We start from the raw sequence: 16669 nt of genomic DNA on the forward strand, positions 1-16669 counted from the left end.
GTGCCCACTCGGCGTTCGTCAGATCACCACGACCCATATGCCAAGAGTGACAAGACCAGCGCTCACCGTCAGGAGATCTAAGAAACAGCTCCTAGGCGTCGTGGCAGGCCACCAGCTAAACTGGTACGGTCGTACCAGTTTTCGCGGGAGGGTCACCCATGGCCTGGCTGCTGCTCTTCGGCGCGATCGCGACAGAGGTCGTGGCGACGTCCGCGCTCAAACTCAGTAACGGTTTCAGCCATCTCGGCTGGAGCCTGGTCGTCGTCGCCGGATACGTCGCCTCGTTCGTCCTGCTGGCCCAGGTGCTGAAGGCGCACATGGATGTCGGAACCGCCTATGCCGTCTGGTCCGGTGTGGGCACCGCCGCCATCGCGCTCATCGGCGCCGCGTTCCTGGGGGAGAGTCTCACCCTGGCCAAGGTCGCGGGGATCCTGCTGATCATCGGCGGGGTGGTCGTGCTCAACCTGGCCGGTGCCCATTGACGGGGCGGGCGGCCGGGCCCGCCGTACCGGCCGAGCGGCCCGAGCGGCCCGAGCAGCCGGAACAGCCCGAGGAGCCCCAGGGGCCCGAGCGGCCGGAACGGCCTGCGCGGACCGCGCAGCGGGACATGCCTGAGGCGGCCGGCCGGCCGCAGCAGACGCGCGCCCGAAAGCGCCGGGCCGCGCTGCTGGAGGCGGCCGTCGACCTGCTCACCGAGGGCGGTTTCGCCGCGGTGACCCATCGCGCCGTCGCCCAGCGGGCCGAGCTCCCGCTGGCGGCCACCACCTACTACTTCGCCTCCCGCGACCAGCTGCTGGCCGAGGCGTTCGGCCGGCTCGTCGACGTCGAGCTGGCCGCCACCCGCCGATGGGTGGCCGACCACGGGCCGCGAGCCGTCCTCGACGAGGTCGTCGCGGCCGACCGCATGCGCCAGCTGGCGCTGTGGGAGCTGTACGTGCACGCCGGACGCGATCCCGTCCTGCAACAGATCGCCCGCCGCTGGACCGACGGCTGCGTGGCCGTCATCGCCGACGCGCTCGGCCTGCCCGCCTCCGACGCCCGCGTGCGGCTGCTCTACACCACCGTCTCGGCGCTGTGGCTGGAACACGTGGTCGAGCAGCGCCCGGCCGGCGACGCCCGCGCCCTGCTCGACCTGGCCCTGCGAGCCATCGGCTGAGCCGCCAGGCATTCACGACGATCCTCGCGGTGACCGGGAGCGTTCGACGGCGAACTCCTTCGGCACCCCTCGCACGCGGTCGGGTGCGGCCTTGCCCACCGGCTCACCCAGCGGCCCCAGCTCGCGGGCCCGGCCGGTGAAGTCGCCCACCCCGCGGGCGGCTCGCACCTCCCCAGGGCCGGCTTGGCGGCTGGCCGCCGAGATCCTTCTCCGGTCCGTCGCGGCGGGTGGCCGGTGAGCGTCACGCCTCGCCGGGGAGCCGATACTCACCCTGCGGCGCCATCAGCGAGGCGGGCCTTCCGGCCGGGGGCGCACGCCGTCCAGAACGAGGGTGAGCAGCCGGTCGGCCAGGGCCGCGCCGTCGGGTTGCTGCTCGGCGGCCAGGGAGATGGCGTGGACGAGGGTGAGCAGCTCGACGATCGAGACGTCGGACCGTACGGCGTGCGCCTGCCGGGCCCTGGCCAGCAGGCCCTGTCCGGCCTCGACGATCATCGTGTGGCAGGTGGCTCCCACGAGGGGATCGCCGTCGTCGGCGCCGCCCATCAGTGAGGCGGCCAGGCCCCGGTTGGACACGGCGTGCGCGGCCACGGCGCCGAGCCAGCTGACCAGCGCCTGTTCGGGGTCGGGGGCGCCGGCCAGGTCGGTGGCGGCGGAGCACAGGGTCTCGACCTTGTCGCGGAAGACAGCCTCCAGCAGCCGCCGGCGGGAGGGGAAGTGCCGGTGCAGGGTGGCCGAGCCGACGCCCGCGCGCCGGGCGATCTCCTCCAGCGACGCCTCGGCTCCCTGTTCGGCGACGACCGCGGCGGCGGCGGCGAGCAGGCGGTCGTAGTTACGGCGCGCGTCGGCGCGCATCGGCCGCTCGGACGGCATCGGTTCTCCTGGGGGCTTGCAGAAACGGGGTGGCCCTCCATATTCTAGCCCGACTATAACCGGAGGGACGCCCCACTTAATGGGGCGGCCTCAGCATGCCCACCTTCTGGAGCCACAACGTGAACACTGTGAACACTGTGAACCCCTCGGACAACACCATCGTGGTGGTGGGGGCGACCGGCCTGCAGGGCCGTACCGTGACGACGCACCTGCTGGCCGACGGCTGGCGGGTACGCGCGGTGACCCGCGACCCGGAAGGCGCCCGCGCCAGGGCGCTCGCGGCGGCGGGCGCCGACCTCGTGACCGCCGAGATGAACGACGTCGCCTCCCTCATCGCCGCGGCCGACGGCGCGCACGGCCTGTTCGGCGTGCAGCCCACCGTCGGCTCCCCGGGCACCCCGGCCGGCTTCTCCACCGAGGACGAGGTCCGCTGGGGCCGCAACGTCGCCGACGCGGCACAGGCCGCCGGCGTCCGGCACCTGGTGTACGCCTCGGTCGCCGGAGCGGGCCGCCACAACACCGAGAAGCTGCCCCAGAACGTGGTGAGCAAGTGGCGCGTCGAACAGCACATCGCCCGCCTCGGCCTGCCCGCCACCTTCCTGCGCCCGGTCTCGTTCATGGAGAACTACACCGGCGGCTACCACCTGCGCGACGGCAGCGTGACCGCCCCGTTCGCGGCCGACGTGCCGCAGCAGATCATGGCCGTCGACGATGTCGGCGTCTTCGCCGCCATGGCCTTCGCCCACCCGCACGACTGGATCGGCCGGGCGGTGGACCTGGCAGGGGACGAGCTGACCCCGGTACGGCTCGCCGCGGCCGTCTCCGAGGCCGTCGGGCGGCGGCTGCCGTACGTCCAGATCCCGATCGGGGTGATCGCGCAGATCGGCGAGGAGTTCGCCTACGCCTACACCTGGCTCAACGAACGCGGCTACCGCGCCGACGTCGCCTTCACCCGCGCGCTGCACCCCGGCCTGATGGACCTGCGCACCTGGCTGGCCAGAACCGGAGCGGCCCAGATCACGCGCTTCCTGGCCGGCGAGGACCCCGCGCCGCGGCACCAGTGAGCGGCCGGCGCCGGGCATCTCTCGCCGCGGGCCTGCATCAGGGCCGTGTTAGCGCCGTGTTATCGCCGTGTTATCGCCGTGTCAGCGCCGCGGTAGTGCCGTGCCAGGCCGTGCTCCGAGCATCGCAAGCAGGACCACGGAGGTGATGAGATGGCAACGGTCCTGGACCGGACGACCCGCACACCCGGGCGGCAGCGGCGCTGGCTCCCGGTCGCGGCGCTCGCCGCCGGCACGTTCGCGATCGGAACCGACATGTTCGTCGTGGCCGGCCTCCTCGCCGGGATCGCCCACGACCTCGACGTCACGATCGGCACCGCGGGGTTGACGGTGACGGTGTTCGCGCTGGCGTACGCGATCGGCGCGGTGCTGCTCAGCGCCCTGCTGGGAGGGCGGCCCCCACGGCGGGTGCTGGTCGGCTCGATGGCGCTGTTCGGGACGCTGAGCGTGCTGGCGGCGGCGGCACCGGCCTTCCCCGCGCTGCTGGCCGTCAGGGTGCCGGCCGCGCTCGCCGCGTCGGTCTACGTGCCTGCCGCCGGCGCGGCGGCCGTGGCCGCCGTCCCCGCCGCGCACCGAGGGCGCGCACTGGGGGTGATCCTGGCCGGCACGTCGGCGGCGATGGTGGCGGGCGCCCCGCTGGGTGTGACGCTGGCCGCGGCGCTGTCGTGGCGGGCCGCGTTCGGGCTGGTCGCCGTGCTCGCGGCGGTCACCGTCGGCGCTCTGCTGCTGACCCCGGCCGGGTCCGCCCCGCCGGCACGCGCGACGCTGCGCGAGCGGCTGAGCCCGCTGCGTTCGCCGGCCGTGGCCGGGGCGCTCGGCGTGACCTTCCTGGTGATGACCGCCTCCTTCGGCATGTACACCTACCTGCCGTCGCTGCTGGCGGCCGCGCCCGGACAGCTCGGGGCGGCCGTCGCGGCGTTCGGCATCGGCGGCCTGGCAGGGGTGTGGTGGGGCGGCAGCGCGGCCGACCGCAGCGGCGCCGGCCGGGTCGTCGTGCCGGCGCTCACCGCTCTGGCGGTCATGTTCGCGGCGCTCGCGCACGTCGCGGCCGTACCGGCCGGGGCGCTGGCCGTCACAGCCGGGTGGGGGATCGCGGCCTGGGCTTTCGTCCCCGCCCAGCAGCACCGCCTGATCGGCCTGGGCGACGGGCCCGCGCCGTTGCCGCTGGCCCTCAACAGCTGCGCGGTCCACCTCGGGTCGGCCACCGGCGCGCTGCTCGGCGGCCTCCTCGTCGATACGGCCGGCGCCGGCCGCCTGTGGCTGCCGGCCGTGGCGTGCCTGGCCGCGGCGCTGGCCCTCCACAAGATCCACACCAGAAAGGCCGGCACATCATGATCGACTCTTCTGCGGCCGTCGTCGCCGGGCTGGGCACCGTCCTGGGGATCTGGGCGCACCCGGACGACGAGGCCTACCTGTCCGGCGGGCTGATGGCGATGGCACGCGACAACGGGTCGCGCGTGGTGTGCGTGACCGCCACCCGCGGCGAGCGCGGCACCGCCCACGTGGACTGGCCGCCGCCCCGGCTGGCCGCCGCCCGCACCGGCGAGCTGGCACGCTGCCTGCGCATCCTCGGCGTCGCCGAACATCACTGGCTCGACCACCGCGACGGTCACTGCGCGGCGGTTCCCGAACCGGAGGCGGTCGCGCCGCTGTGCGAGCTGATCGAACAGGTAGGCCCCGACACCGTGCTGACCTTCGGCCCGAACGGCATCACCGGCCACCCCGACCATCGGGCGGTCTCGGCCTGGGCGAGCGCGGCCTTCGACCGCGCCGCCCCGCCGGGGGCGCGGCTGCTGTACGCCACCTTCTCCGAACGGCGGGCACCGCGCTGGAGCGCGCTGAACCAGAGCCTGGGCGTCTTCCCGCCGGGACACCCGATCATGACGCCCGCCCACCGGCTGGCCGTCGACCTCGTGCTGGACCCGGCGACCGCGGCCCGCAAGGTCCGCGCCCTGGCGGCGCAGGAGAGCCAGACCGCCGGGCTCATCGCCGGCCTGGGCGTCGATCTCTACACGGCGTGGGTGAGCGACGAGGCGTTCGTCGAGCGGAGTCTCATGAGCGGGTGAGGTTCCGCTCGATCGCCTGCCGCGCCACCTCCAGAACGGCGACCCGGTTGGGCACCGGCGGCGCCCCGGCCGCCCAGGCATGCGTGTCGCCGTCGCGACGGCCGCCTCCGGTGGGGCCGCCGGTGGGGCCGCCGGTGGGGCCGTCCCCGGTGGGGACGGCGCCGGAAGGACGGCTTCCGGCGGGGGCGCCGGGCAGCGGTTCGGCGCCGCGACTGCCGCTTCCCGCCGGAGCGTCGGGAGCCTGCTCGGCCGCGGCCTCGATCAGCGCGGCCGGCTCGTCGTCGCCGAGCCGGCGCAGCAGCCCGGCGAGGTTGCGCAGGGTGACCCACAGGTGCGTCCAGTTGCCGTTGCGGGCGAAATAGGCGATGACCTCGCGGTAGCCGCCCAGCGCCTCGTGGACGCGGCCGGCGCCGGCGCGCACCGACAGCAGCCCGACGGTGGCGACACCGACCAGGAAGGTCGCGCCCGAGGCGCGGGCCAGCTCGATCGCGCGAAGGTAGTGCCACTCGGCCGGCTCGCTGTGGCCGGCCCTGCTCTCGATCTCCCCGGTGACGTAGGCGCCCCAGGAGGCCATCGTGGGCGATCCCGCGCCGCCGTGCCGCTGCCGCTCCCTGAGCCTGCGCGCCTGCTCCAGGTCACCCGCGTACGCTCTGGCCAGCGCCGCGATCCCGAAGCTCTCCAGCTGCCGGTCGGCCAGGACCGCCGCGGCCAGCGCGTGCTCGACGACCTCGTCGTAGGCGCCGCGCGCCAGGTCGGCCGCCGACAGCGCCACCAGGCAGTGCCACGACCCGGTGCCGCGGGCCGCCTTCTCCAGCCCGGCGCGGGCCAGCCGGTCGGCCCGGCGGTAGTCACCGCGATGGTAGGCCGCCTCGGCCGCCGTGCCGAGCACGGCCCCGGCACGCGGGTGCGCGGCCAGCGCCGGATCACCGGCCAGTTCCTCGGCCAGTTCCTCGGCCCAGTCCAGGATCTCCAGCAGATCGCGGTAGGCGATCGCGTCGAACAGCGCCACCACCATCGCCGCGGCCTCGTCCACGGACCCGCTGCTGCGGGCCAGCCGCCAGGCGGCCCGCAGGTTCGCCATCTCGCGGCGCAGGACGGCGTCGGCCTTCGGCTCCCGCTCGGTGGTCATGGCGGCGCTGATCCACGCGGTCAGCTCGACCGCCCACCGCAGCATGCGCCCGGCGGCCGCCTCCTGCTCGCCGGCGGCCGCCAGCCGGTCCAGCCCGAAGGCCCGCAGCGTCTCCAGCATGCGGTACCGGGTGCCGCCGCCGAAACAGGCCTCGATCATGGAGGCGTCGACGAGGCGGGCCAGCACGCTTCCCGGATCGCTGTCCAGGCCGAGCTCGGCGGCCAGCCGTTCGGCGGTCTCGAGGTCGACGCCGTCGGCGAAGACCGACAGCTGCCGGAACAGCCGCCGCTCGTCGGGCGTGAGCAGCTGGTAGGACCATTCGATGGTCGCCCGCAGCGTCCGGTGCCGGGAGTCGGCGCTGGGCCTGCCGCCGCCCAGCAGGTCGAGCGAGCGGTCGAGGCGGTCACGCAGATCGGTGAGGGAGAAGGTGGACAGCCGGCCGGCGGCCAGCTCGATGGCCAGCGGCATCCCGTCGAGCCGGCACACGATCTCGGCGACCGTACCCAGCTCGGCCGGCGACGGCGGCGGCCCGGGACGCACCCGGCCGGCCCGCTCCACGAACAGCGCCACCGACGCGGCCCGCGCGGGATCCTCGCCGGGGCTGGGCAGCGCGAGCGGCGCCAGCCGTTCGGCGTACTCGGCCGCCAGCCCGAGCGGTTCGCGGCTGGTGGCCAGCACCGACAGGCCCGGACAGCACGACAGGATCACATCGGCCAGGTCCCGGACGCCGTCGAGCAGGTGCTCGCAGTTGTCGATCACCAGCAGGCCGGGACGGTCACCCAGCAGCGCCAGGCAGGCCGACAGCACATCGCCCTGGACGACCTGCAGGTTCAGGGCCGCCGCCAGCGCGTGTGGCAGCGCGGCCGGGTCGGTGAGCGGCGCCAGCGGCAGCACCGTGGCCGCGCCGTTCTGCCGGGCCACCTCGAGGGCGACCCGGGTCTTGCCGACGCCGCCGGGCCCTACCAGGGTGACCAGCCGCTCGCCGGCCAGCAGCCGGCGCAGCGCCGCCACCTGCCGTTCGCGGCCGATCAGCGCAGTGGCCGGCCCGGCCGGCGCCTCGGACCGGCCGGGCGGCGAGCAGGCGGCCTGCCCGCCGGCGATCTCCCGCTCGAGCTCGTCCAGCGCGGGCGTGGGGTCCAGACCGGTCTCCTCGACGAGCCGGTGCCGGTACTCCCGGCCGGCGCGCAGCGCCTGCGGCGCCTGCCCGGTGGCCGCCAGCGCCCGCATGAGCAGCAGAACGCCGGGCTCGCGCAGCGGGTCGGCGGCCGAGCAGGCGGCGGCCAGACCCAGCACGCCGTCGGCCTGCCCGGCGGCGACCGCGGCGGCGACCAGCGCGTCGCTCACCTCGCGCTGCAGCTGCGCGTACTCCTCGACCGCGGTGGCGATGGGCACCACCCCCGTCAGGTCGGCCAGCGGCGCCCCCCGCCACAGCCCGTGCGCCCGCCGCAGCAGCTCCAGCGCCGCGGCCGCGTCCTGGCGCGCCGTCGCACGCGCCGCGGCCAGCAGCCGCCGCGCCTGCGCCACGTCCAGCTCGTCGGGCCCGAGGTCGAGCCGGTAACCATCCTGCCGCGTCTCGAGCCGGACCGCCGCCGGGCCGAGGTGAGCCCGCAGCCGGGAGATGTGGTTGTGCAGGGCCTGACGCCCCGACTCGGGCACCTGCGCCGGCCACAGCGCGTCGACCAGGCGATCGGTCGTCACGATACGGCCCTCGGCCAGGGCCAGCAGCGCCAGCACCGCCCGCCGCTTCGGCCCGGGAACCTTCACGAGGGCGCCGTCGACCAGGAGCCGCAGCGGCCCGAGCACCTCCACCCGCACCAGCGGCGCGCACCGGACTGACATGGCACCTCCCCACGGCCGGCATACCCCCGCGACCAGGACAGATCTCAGCCTGTTAGCACGAAGATAGCCCGTGCGAACGCCGTGACAGCCCCCGCGCCGAACCTTTCCTCACAGGCCGGCACCAGCCGGCCCGCCGGGAAGGAGACCAGGGATGAACCACGACAAGGTGACGGCGTTCATGGGCCGGATCGTGTCCGACCTGGCGGCCACCGACGCCGCCGGCTCGGTCGTGGTCGGCCAGCGGCTCGGCCTGTACCGCGCGCTGGCCGAGGGGCCCGCCACGCCCGAGCGGTTCGCCGAGCGCACCGGCTGCCACCCGCGCTACCTCACCGAGTGGCTGCGCGGCCAGGCCGCCGGCGGATACGTCGACTACGAACCACGGACCGGACAGTTCCGCCTCAGCGAGGAGCAGGCCTACTGCCTGGCCGACCCGAACGGCCCGAACGCGCCGGCGGCCTTCCTGATATCGCTGGGAATGCTGCGCGCCGAACCGCGCATCACCGAGGCGTTCCGCACCGGGGCGGGCCTCGGCTGGCACGAGCACGACCAGGACGTGTTCGTCGGATGTGACGCCTTCTTCCGGCCCGGTTACGTCGCCGAGCTCATCCCGAGCTGGATCCCCGCCCTGGAGGGAGTCGAGGCCAAGCTGGCCGCCGGCGCCCGGGTGGCCGACGTCGGCTGCGGGCTCGGCTCGTCGTCGATCCTGCTGGCCGAGGCCTACCCGCGCATCACGGTCACCGGCTCCGACTACCACACCGAGTCGATCACGCTGGCCCGCGAGCGGGCCGCCGAGGCCGGCCTGGCCGGCCGGGTGGAGTTCGAGGTGGCCACCGCGCAGACCTTCAGCGGCGCCGGCTACGACCTGGTGACGACGCTGGACTGCCTGCACGACATGGGCGACCCGCTCGGCGCCGCCCGGCGGGTACGGCAGGCGCTGGCCGCCGACGGCACGTGGCTGCTGGTCGAGCCGTACGCCTGCGACAAGCTCGAGGACAACTTCACCCCCGTGGGCCGGCTGTACTACAGCGCCTCCACCTTCCTGTGCGTGCCCAACGGCCTTTCCCAGCCGGGCGGCTACGCCCTGGGCGCCCAGGCGGGGGAGGGCGCCGTCCGCGAGCTGGCCGAACAGGCGGGCTTCACCCGCTTCCGCAGGGCCGCGCAGACCCCCTTCAACCTGGTGTACGAGATCAGGCCGTAACGACGGCGGGGCGGCGGTCGCGCCCCCGGTTCGGCCGCCGCCCTCTTGATCCGCGCCCCCGCCCGTCGCCAAGCTCGTCGGCATGACGATCACAGTCCGCGCGTTCGCCCCCGGAGACGAGCGCTCCCTGATCGAATCCTGGAACCACAGCCTCCCGGCCGACCCGACGACCGCGGCGTGGTTTCGCGACTGCGTGCTGCTCGACCCCAACTTCGACCCCGACGGCCTGCGTGTGGCCGTGTCCGGCGGGAACGTCGTGGGATGCGCCTACGCCGTACGCCGGCTCATCCCGCCGGCCCCCGGCACCGACCTGCAACCGCAGACCGGCTGGATCCCGTTCTTCTTCGTCGCCCCCGCACACCGCGGCCACGGGCTCGGCCGGCGGCTGCTCACCCAAGCACTGGACTTCCTGCGGGCCGCCGGGCGGACCCGCATCGACTTCGCCTCATACACGCCCCACTACGTCCTGCCCGGCGCCGACCCCGACCTGTATCCCGCCGCGCTCGGCCTGCTGACCAGCCTGGGGTTCACCACCCGGTCCACCCCGGTCGCCATGGACCGCACCCTGGTCGGCTACCACACCCCGCCCGAGGTGCACCGGCTGCGCGCCGCCCGCCAGAGCCAGGGGTACCGCTTCGGCGACCCCACCGACGGCCGGCTGCCCCAGCTGATCAGGTTCGCGGCCGAGACGTTCAACCCCGACTGGGGCGAGGCGATCCGCCATCACAGGGACACCACCCGCATGGTCATCGCCACCCGGCGCGACCGGCTCGCCGGATTCGCCCTCTACGGCGCCTACCGCGGCATCCCCGAGCGGTTCGGGCCCTTCGGCGTGGACCCCGGCGAGCGCGGCACCGGCCTGGGCACGATCCTGCTCCACCTCGCCATGACCAGGATGCGCGCCGAAGGCCTGCACTCCTCCTGGTTCCTGTGGACCGGCGCCGACAGCCCGGCCGCCAACCTGTACGCCAAGGCCGGCTACCGGGTCACCCGCCGCTTCCACCTCATGAGCTGGACGGCATGAGCTGGACGGCATGAGCCACGGCCCGCCCCGGGCCCGGCACCAGCGGCCCCGGCCGTACCGGAGCGGGCCTGACCGGACCGGGGGAGGCCGGGCCCGGCGGGACCACGGGTCGCCGGTGGCTGCTCAGCCGGTGACGTCCTCGCGGGACAGCTCCGACAGCGTCCGCACGCAGCGCAGGAAGGCCTGACGGTCGGCGGCGGGCAGGCGGGCGAGCACGCGGTCCTCGTTGGCGTGAATGCCGGCCTGCACGGACCTGCGGACGCCGCGGCCGTCCTCGGTGATGGCCAGCACTCTCGCGCGGCGGTCGCGGGGGTCCGGGGTGCGGGAGATCAGCCCCGACTCCTGGAGTCTGTCGAGCGTGCTGATGATGCGGGTCCTGTCGGCGCCGATCGAGTCGGCGAGGGCGGCCTGGGTGCGCACCGCGCTGTCGTCGAGCGCGCTCAGGACGGCGTAGCCCCACATGGAGATCCCGTGCGCCTTCAGCACCGGCAGTTCGGCGGCGATCAGCGACCGCACCAGAGGCTGCAGCATGGCGGCGAGGTCGCGGCGCTCTGTCATGCGGCCGGGAAAACTCGTTGACAGAAAATAAGCACATGTAGATTATATGCGGACGTCTACGAATTCGCAGCCTCTTCGCGGGCCGCCGGCCAAGCCGCGGCCACCCACCGAACCGGCCGCACCGACTTTCACCTTTGAGGAGCATGCCATGACGACAGGCGTCCGATTGATTCGCAACGACCAGCTCGCCTCGACCGTGGAGTACGCCTACGCCGCGGTCGCCGACGCGCCCGTGCGGTCCATCTGGGTGGCCGGCGCCTGCCCCCTCGACCGCGACGGCCAGACCGTCGCGATCGGCGACTACGCGGGCCAGGCCCATCAGGTGATGCGCAATCTGGTGACCGCGCTGGAAGGGGCGGGCGCCTCGCTGACCGATGTGGTCAAGACGACGGTGTACGTGGCCTCGTCCCGGCAGGACGACCTGGGGCGGACCTGGCAGGTGTACCGGGAGTACATGGGCGACCACGACGTGCCCAGCACCCTGCTCGGGGTCACCGTGCTCGGCTACAACCACCAGCTCGTCGAGGTGGAGGCCGTCGCCGTTCTGGCCGGTGGACGCGACTGATGGCGGCCGCTCCCCGGAAGCGACCCGGGAGATATTTCGGACATGGCACAATCTCCGCCATGCCGCACCGCATCCTGGCCCTCGCCACCGCCCTCACCCTCACCGCCACCGGGTGCGGAGCCCTGCCGCCGCGCGAGGCCGCACCGCCACCACCAGACAGCGCCCCGCCCACCGCGGCCCCACCGGCGGCGACCCCGGCCACCAGCGCCCCGGCCGCCACGGCGACACCGTCAAGCCAGGACACCCGCCCGGCCCTGGCGGAGACCACCAGCACCGAGAACGCGGCCATGAAGGTCGAGGTGGTCGGGCTCAACCGCGTCAAGGGCAAACACCTGGTCGTACAGATCCGCCTGTCCAACACCGGCACCGAGGACCTGCCCTGGGCCGCCGACATGGGCGACCAGACCCGCCCGCTCGGCGAGATGAAATGGGCCTCGGGGATCGGCGTCCTCGACGCCCGATCCCGTACCTGGATCCTGCCGTACAAGCCCGCCGGCTCCCCGTGCCTGTGCAGCGACCAGGACCGCGACGACCTCGGCCATTTCATCGACCCCGGTCAATCGATCACCGTCTACGCGGTCACCCCCGCCCCGGCGGGTGATCCCGCCACGACCACCGTCGTCACCCCCGTGGGTGCGCCGATGCCGGACGTCCCCATCAGCGACGCCCCACCGGCAGGCGACTTCCCCGACCCCGAGGCCGAACCCGTCACCCCTGTCACACGCCGCGTCATCCTGCCGTCGGAGTCGCTGGACAAGTCGGAGGAGACCGCGGACGACGGCACCGACCTCCAGGTCAACCTCTCCTCCGACGTGCTGTTCGCGGTGGACAAAGCGATCTTGACCCCGCGGGCCAAGGCCGTCCTGGCCCGCACGGCCAAGCTGATCGACTCCTCACCCACCACCGTGGTGAAGGTGGACGGCCACGCCGACTCCTCCGGCAACAACGCCATCAACGACCCCCTGTCACTGCGCCGCGCCCAGGCGGTGCAGCGCGCCCTGTCCGGCCGTCTCACCAGGAACGGCATCCGCTTCCAGGCCAAGGGATACGGCTCCCGCCGCCCGCTGTACGGCAACGACACCGACGAGGGCAAGCGCCGCAACCGCCGCGTGACGGTGACCTTCGCCAAGCCGCAGCCGAAACCCGCCGACCCCGCCGCCGAGGTCGTCTCCACCCTCGGCCCCGACGCGGACCTGACCGCCACGGGCAAGGCGGCAGGCCAGCCCATCGCCATGGAGATCACCGGCCTGCGCCGCCTGGACGGCGGCCTGGGCCTGCTGACCTACAAGGTCACCAACGAGGGCTCGGCCGAGGCGTGGTTCAACGAACTCCACCACGCCTCGGACTGGGAGTCCTACAAGTACCAGGCTGCCAGCAACGTCCGCCTGACCGACGCCACCGCCCGCCGCCAGTACCTGCCAGGCCGCCTCCAGGTCCCCACCGACAACGGCGTGGACTCCTACTGCGCCTGCACCGACGTCTCCGGCGTCCGCCTCGCCACCGAGAAGTTCGCTCCCGGCCAGACCCGCGAGTTCTGGAGCCTGTTCGCCCTCCCGGACACCAGGACCCTCAACGTCAAGATCGCTTCCTTCCGCGACCTCCAGGTCCCCGTCCGGTGAACGCCCCACCCACGCGACCCGGCCCTCCGCTCCCGAAGGCGTCCCCAGCCCCAACGTAGGGTCTTCGTGTCAGTGGCGCCCGTGGCCGCTGTCGCGTGGCCGGATCCAGGTTCGAATTGATGAAGCATCGAGCCCCGGTGTCCCGTTGATCGGGTTGCCGGAGCTCGTTCGTCCGGTCAGGGCGCGGACGGGCCGCACACGCAGCCGCCCTCGGCCGAGGTCCGCGCCGCGGCACCGACGGTGGCGTCGGCCGGAGCGGTGGTGCTGGTACAGCAGGCCTGCGGGGCACCGCCGGCGCTCTTGCCGAGGTTGTCGGCGTCGGCCTTGACCGTGTAGACCTCCCACGGCTCGGCGCCGGGGCCGGTGACCCACACTTTGTCCTGGAGGGCGTAGCAGCAGGAGGTGTCGTTCTCCTCGAACGTCACCAGCCCGGCCTCGGCCAGGCGGGTGGCCGCGGCGGTGACCTCGGCGGTGGTGGCGACCTCGACCCCGAGGTGGTCCAGGCGGGTCGCCTCGCCGGCCTCGCCTTCGATGAGGACGAGCTTGAGCGGCGGCTCGGTGATCGCGAAGTTGGCGTACCCGTCGCGGATCTTGGCGGGTTCGGCGCTGAACAGCTTGGAGTAGAAGGCGATCGAGTCCTCCAGGTCGGCGACGCGTAGGGCGAGCTGGACACGGGACATGACGAGTCCCTCCTCACAATGAGACTGTTTCGACGTCTGTCGATACAGCGGAGATTGCCATCCTGATTAGACATCTGTCAACATAGAGACATGTCGAATCAGAGTGGTTTGCCGGTCATCGACCAGGACGACGCGGCGTGCTGCGCGCCGATGGCGCGTGAGCCTCTCGGGGAGACCGACGCCGTCGAGCTGGCCAAGATGTTCAAGGCCCTCGCCGACCCGATCCGGCTACGACTGCTGTCCCTGATCGCCTCGCACGCGGGAGGGGAGGCGTGCGTGTGCGATCTGACCGGCCCGTTCGAGGTGTCCCAGCCGACGATCTCCCACCACCTGAAGGTGCTACGTGAGGCCGGGCTCGTGGGGTCGGAACGGCGCGGCACCTGGGTGTACTACTGGGTGCTCCCGCATGCCCTGGAACGCCTGTCGGCGCTGCTCCAGACCCCCGAGGCCGTCGCGACGGTCTCGGCGTGAGCGTCTCGCCGGCCCGCCGCACGGTCGCCGAGGCGCTCGGCACGGCCGTGCTGGTCGCGGTCGTCGTCGGCTCCGGCATCCAGGCCACCGCTCTGACGCACGACGTCGGCCTCCAACTCCTGGCCAACTCCCTGGCCACCATGTTCGGGCTCGGCGTCCTGATCGTGCTGCTCAGCCCGGTGTCGGGCGCGCATTTCAACCCCGCCGTCACCCTGGTCGCCTGGTGGTCCGGGCGCCGCACCGGCGACGGCCCGACCCTCCGCGAGGCCGCCGCCTACATCGCCGCGCAGACCGCCGGAGCGATCGGCGGCGCGATCCTGGCCGACGCGATGTTCGACCAGCCCCTCATCGCCTGGTCGACGCACGACCGCTCCGCCCCGCACCTGTGGCTGTCGGAGGTCGTGGCTACCGCCGGGCTGATCTGGCTGACCGGCGGCCTCGCCCGCACCCGCCGCGCCCACCTGGCGCCCGTCGCGGTCACCTCCTACATCGGCGCCGCCTACTGGTTCACCGCCTCCACCAGCTTCGCCAACCCCGCCGTCACCCTGGGGCGCGCGTTCACCGACACCTTCGCCGGAATCGCCCCCGCCGGCGTCCCGGCGTTCGTCGCCGCCCAGCTCGCCGGAGCCGTCCTCGGCGTCGGCCTCATGGTTCTCACCTTCGGACCGCTCACCCCCTCGGCACCCGCCGTGCCGCTGCCCGCCCCCGCCGAGCAAGGAAGCGTTCCCACCCCATGACCACCCCGCCAGCCGCAGCCCCTTCGGTACTGTTCGTGTGCGTCCACAACGCCGGCCGCTCCCAGATGGCCGCAGCGTTCCTCACCCACCTCGCCGGGAACGCCGTCCAGGTCCGGTCCGCCGGATCCGCCCCCGCCGACACCGTGAACCCCGCCGTCGTCCAGGCGATGCGCGAGGTGGGGATCGACATCTCCGCCGAGACTCCCAAGGTTCTGACCGCAGACGCCGTCGAGGCCGCCGACGTCGTCATCACCATGGGCTGCGGCGACGCCTGCCCGTTCTTCCCCGGCAAGCGCTACCTCGACTGGGTCCTCGACGACCCCGCCGGGCAGGGCGTCGACGCCGTCCGGCCCATCAGGGACGAGATTGAACGCCGGGTCCGCCGCCTGCTCGCCGAACTCGGCGTCCCCACGACCACATGACCAATCCCCACACGACGGCCGCCGGGGTTCGGATCGGGCCGACGCTTCCCGACTACGCCGACCAGGTGCCGGCCATCTACCAGGCCGGGATCGACACCGGTCACGCCACCTCGAAACCCAAGCCCCTACCTGGACCGAGTTCGACGCCGCCAAGCTCCCCGCCCACCGCCTGCTCGCCCTCGACCCCGACAGCCGGGTACTCGGTCGGTAGGCTCGGCAACGTGCGGCGACCTCGTCCCACGACGGGCGCCCTGGCCCGGGCGCACGCTGAAGGTTCAGCGCGTGCGACGCCGAAGACGGGGCGGGGCGGGGCCGGTCGTCGTCAGGCGACGGGCTTACGGGCGGCGAACCGCTCGATCATGCCGAGTTTGAAACGGTCGTGCCGTTCCACGGCCAGCCCCATGGCCTGGACCAGCGGCAGCGGCCGGCGGCGGAAGTGCTCACCCTGCAACGGAACGCTCACCAGGTCGGCCGCCGCCTGCAGCACCCGGATCGGCCACGACGAGGAGGCGACGTGGTCGGCCAGGAGCAGCAGGCCGCCCGGCCGCAGCACACGCTCCATCTCGGCGAGCGCCCGCGACTCGTCGGGGATCGCACACAGCGCGAACGTGCAGACCACCGTGTCGAAAAACGCGTCGGGGAAGGGCAGCGCCTGCGCGTCGGCCTGCCGCAGATCGGCCGGCACGCCTAGCACCCCGGCACGACGCCTGGCCACCGCGAGCATCGCCTCGCTCCACTCCACACCGGTCAGCCGCACCCCGCCCGGATAGTGCCCGAGGTTCAGGCCGGTACCGATCGCGACCTCCAGCACCTCGCCGGACGCCTGCCGGCAGAGCCACGCGCGGGTGTCGCCGAAGAACCGGCGTTCAGCGAAGGCCATCTTCCGGTCGTAGGCCGGGGCCTGGCGGTCCCAGAACGTACGTAACCGGACGTTGCGCGTATCGGAGTCAGCCACCACGGCACCAGCCCTTCTCCCAGTTCCTCGACCCTACCCACCGCGATCACCAGGCGCGAGGACAACGCGAGGCTGCCGCCGGCGTCGTAGAGCAGGTCGGTGGAGCCGAGCCCCGCGTCGATTACATCTGCGCGGCGTAGAGGTTCTGCGACTCCTGCTGCGACGGTGAAGGTCTCCTTCTGCGCCGACTTCGCCGATGCGCGCCGCCGGCAGCCGACGCTCTACAACCCCGCCAGGAACCGATCCGCCGTCCGCGGCGCCGCCCTCACGCGCCGGACGCCGGCGACTCGCCGAGCTGATGGCTGATCCCGCTCAGCAC

18 protein-coding genes are annotated in these 16669 nt (G+C 73.6%); 12 read left to right on the plus strand and 6 right to left on the minus strand.

All coding sequences use genetic code 11. The annotated features are described in order from the left end of the window. Nucleotides 1–158: 158 nt before the first annotated feature. Both ACWEVS_RS07940 and ACWEVS_RS07945 read left to right on the plus strand, forming a co-directional pair. Nucleotides 159–482, plus strand: a complete 324-nt coding sequence (locus ACWEVS_RS07940; RefSeq protein WP_354918551.1) for a DMT family transporter — start codon at nucleotides 159–161, stop codon at nucleotides 480–482. Next, nucleotides 479–1156, plus strand: a complete 678-nt coding sequence (locus ACWEVS_RS07945) for a TetR/AcrR family transcriptional regulator (RefSeq protein ID WP_452550500.1) — start codon at nucleotides 479–481, stop codon at nucleotides 1154–1156. The genes ACWEVS_RS07940 and ACWEVS_RS07945 overlap by 4 nt, the downstream gene beginning before the upstream one ends. 12 nt (nucleotides 1157–1168) lie before the next feature. Here ACWEVS_RS07945 and ACWEVS_RS07950 read toward each other — a convergent pair whose 3' ends face one another. Then, nucleotides 1169–1324, minus strand: coding sequence for a hypothetical protein (locus tag ACWEVS_RS07950; RefSeq protein WP_452550502.1), 156 nt, complete (start codon nucleotides 1322–1324; stop codon nucleotides 1169–1171). 114 nt (nucleotides 1325–1438) lie between these two features. Continuing rightward, nucleotides 1439–2026, minus strand: coding sequence for a TetR/AcrR family transcriptional regulator (locus ACWEVS_RS07955; protein ID WP_452550504.1), 588 nt, complete (start codon nucleotides 2024–2026; stop codon nucleotides 1439–1441). Nucleotides 2027–2154: 128 nt separating this feature from the next. Between ACWEVS_RS07955 and ACWEVS_RS07960 the strand changes: the two genes are divergently transcribed. From ACWEVS_RS07960 to ACWEVS_RS07970, 3 genes are all read left to right on the plus strand, one after another. Beyond that, entirely contained in the window at nucleotides 2155–3090 is a 936-nt protein-coding gene (locus ACWEVS_RS07960) for an NmrA/HSCARG family protein (RefSeq protein WP_452550506.1), read from the plus strand. Nucleotides 3091–3240: 150 nt separating this feature from the next. Next, complete coding sequence (locus ACWEVS_RS07965) at nucleotides 3241–4422, plus strand: MFS transporter (protein ID WP_452550508.1); 1182 nt, start codon at nucleotides 3241–3243, stop codon at nucleotides 4420–4422. Continuing rightward, on the plus strand, nucleotides 4419–5153 hold the full coding sequence (locus ACWEVS_RS07970; protein WP_452550509.1) for a PIG-L deacetylase family protein: 735 nt from the start codon (nucleotides 4419–4421) through the stop codon (nucleotides 5151–5153). The genes ACWEVS_RS07965 and ACWEVS_RS07970 overlap by 4 nt, the downstream gene beginning before the upstream one ends. Here ACWEVS_RS07970 and ACWEVS_RS07975 read toward each other — a convergent pair. Continuing rightward, complete coding sequence (locus ACWEVS_RS07975; protein WP_452550511.1) at nucleotides 5140–8121, minus strand: BTAD domain-containing putative transcriptional regulator; 2982 nt, start codon at nucleotides 8119–8121, stop codon at nucleotides 5140–5142. The genes ACWEVS_RS07970 and ACWEVS_RS07975 overlap by 14 nt on opposite strands. 151 nt (nucleotides 8122–8272) lie before the next feature. On the opposite strand from ACWEVS_RS07975, the gene ACWEVS_RS07980 reads away from it, so the two are divergent. Together ACWEVS_RS07980 and ACWEVS_RS07985 are read left to right on the plus strand one after the other, a co-directional pair. Then, the gene (locus ACWEVS_RS07980; RefSeq protein WP_452550513.1) at nucleotides 8273–9319 is read left to right on the plus strand and encodes a methyltransferase domain-containing protein; all 1047 of its coding nucleotides are present in this window, start codon (nucleotides 8273–8275) and stop codon (nucleotides 9317–9319) included. Nucleotides 9320–9401: 82 nt separating this feature from the next. Continuing rightward, nucleotides 9402–10343 carry a GNAT family N-acetyltransferase gene (locus ACWEVS_RS07985; RefSeq protein ID WP_452415328.1) on the plus strand — a complete coding sequence of 314 codons (942 nt, stop codon included), beginning with the start codon at nucleotides 9402–9404 and terminating at the stop codon, nucleotides 10341–10343. 123 nt (nucleotides 10344–10466) lie between these two features. Here ACWEVS_RS07985 and ACWEVS_RS07990 read toward each other — a convergent pair whose 3' ends face one another. After that, a complete protein-coding gene (locus ACWEVS_RS07990) occupies nucleotides 10467–10901 on the minus strand; it encodes a MarR family winged helix-turn-helix transcriptional regulator (RefSeq protein ID WP_354918524.1) in 435 nt (144 codons plus the stop codon). 148 nt (nucleotides 10902–11049) lie between these two features. Here ACWEVS_RS07990 and ACWEVS_RS07995 point away from each other — a divergent pair, with 148 nt between their 5' ends. Beyond that, complete coding sequence (locus ACWEVS_RS07995) at nucleotides 11050–11466, plus strand: RidA family protein (protein ID WP_452550515.1); 417 nt, start codon at nucleotides 11050–11052, stop codon at nucleotides 11464–11466. A 59-nt stretch (nucleotides 11467–11525) separates the two neighbouring features. After that, nucleotides 11526–13085, plus strand: a complete 1560-nt coding sequence (locus ACWEVS_RS08000; RefSeq protein ID WP_452550517.1) for an OmpA family protein — start codon at nucleotides 11526–11528, stop codon at nucleotides 13083–13085. Between the two features lie 176 nt (nucleotides 13086–13261). Here the strand turns inward: ACWEVS_RS08000 and ACWEVS_RS08005 are convergent, their stop codons facing one another. Continuing rightward, nucleotides 13262–13765 (minus strand): ArsI/CadI family heavy metal resistance metalloenzyme, encoded by a 504-nt coding sequence (locus ACWEVS_RS08005; protein ID WP_449922291.1) that lies wholly within the window; start codon nucleotides 13763–13765, stop codon nucleotides 13262–13264. A 90-nt stretch (nucleotides 13766–13855) separates the two neighbouring features. Here ACWEVS_RS08005 and ACWEVS_RS08010 point away from each other — a divergent pair, with 90 nt between their 5' ends. Genes ACWEVS_RS08010 through ACWEVS_RS08020 form a run of 3 tightly spaced genes read left to right on the plus strand, consistent with a single transcriptional unit; the run spans nucleotide 13856 to nucleotide 15395 of the window. Then, nucleotides 13856–14236: a metalloregulator ArsR/SmtB family transcription factor gene (locus tag ACWEVS_RS08010; RefSeq protein ID WP_452550519.1), complete on the plus strand. Its 381-nt coding sequence runs from the start codon at nucleotides 13856–13858 to the stop codon at nucleotides 14234–14236. Beyond that, entirely contained in the window at nucleotides 14233–14973 is a 741-nt protein-coding gene (locus ACWEVS_RS08015; protein WP_452550521.1) for an aquaporin, read from the plus strand. Before ACWEVS_RS08010 ends, ACWEVS_RS08015 begins: the two co-directional genes overlap by 4 nt. Beyond that, entirely contained in the window at nucleotides 14970–15395 is a 426-nt protein-coding gene (locus ACWEVS_RS08020) for an arsenate reductase ArsC (protein WP_452550522.1), read from the plus strand. The genes ACWEVS_RS08015 and ACWEVS_RS08020 overlap by 4 nt, the downstream gene beginning before the upstream one ends. A gap of 322 nt (nucleotides 15396–15717) precedes the next feature. On the opposite strand, the gene ACWEVS_RS08025 is transcribed toward ACWEVS_RS08020, so the two are convergent. Then, the gene (locus ACWEVS_RS08025; protein ID WP_449922301.1) at nucleotides 15718–16350 is read right to left on the minus strand and encodes a class I SAM-dependent methyltransferase; all 633 of its coding nucleotides are present in this window, start codon (nucleotides 16348–16350) and stop codon (nucleotides 15718–15720) included. Nucleotides 16351–16669: the final 319 nt, after the last annotated feature.

The sequence above is a fragment of the Nonomuraea sp. NPDC003754 genome (assembly GCF_053605785.1).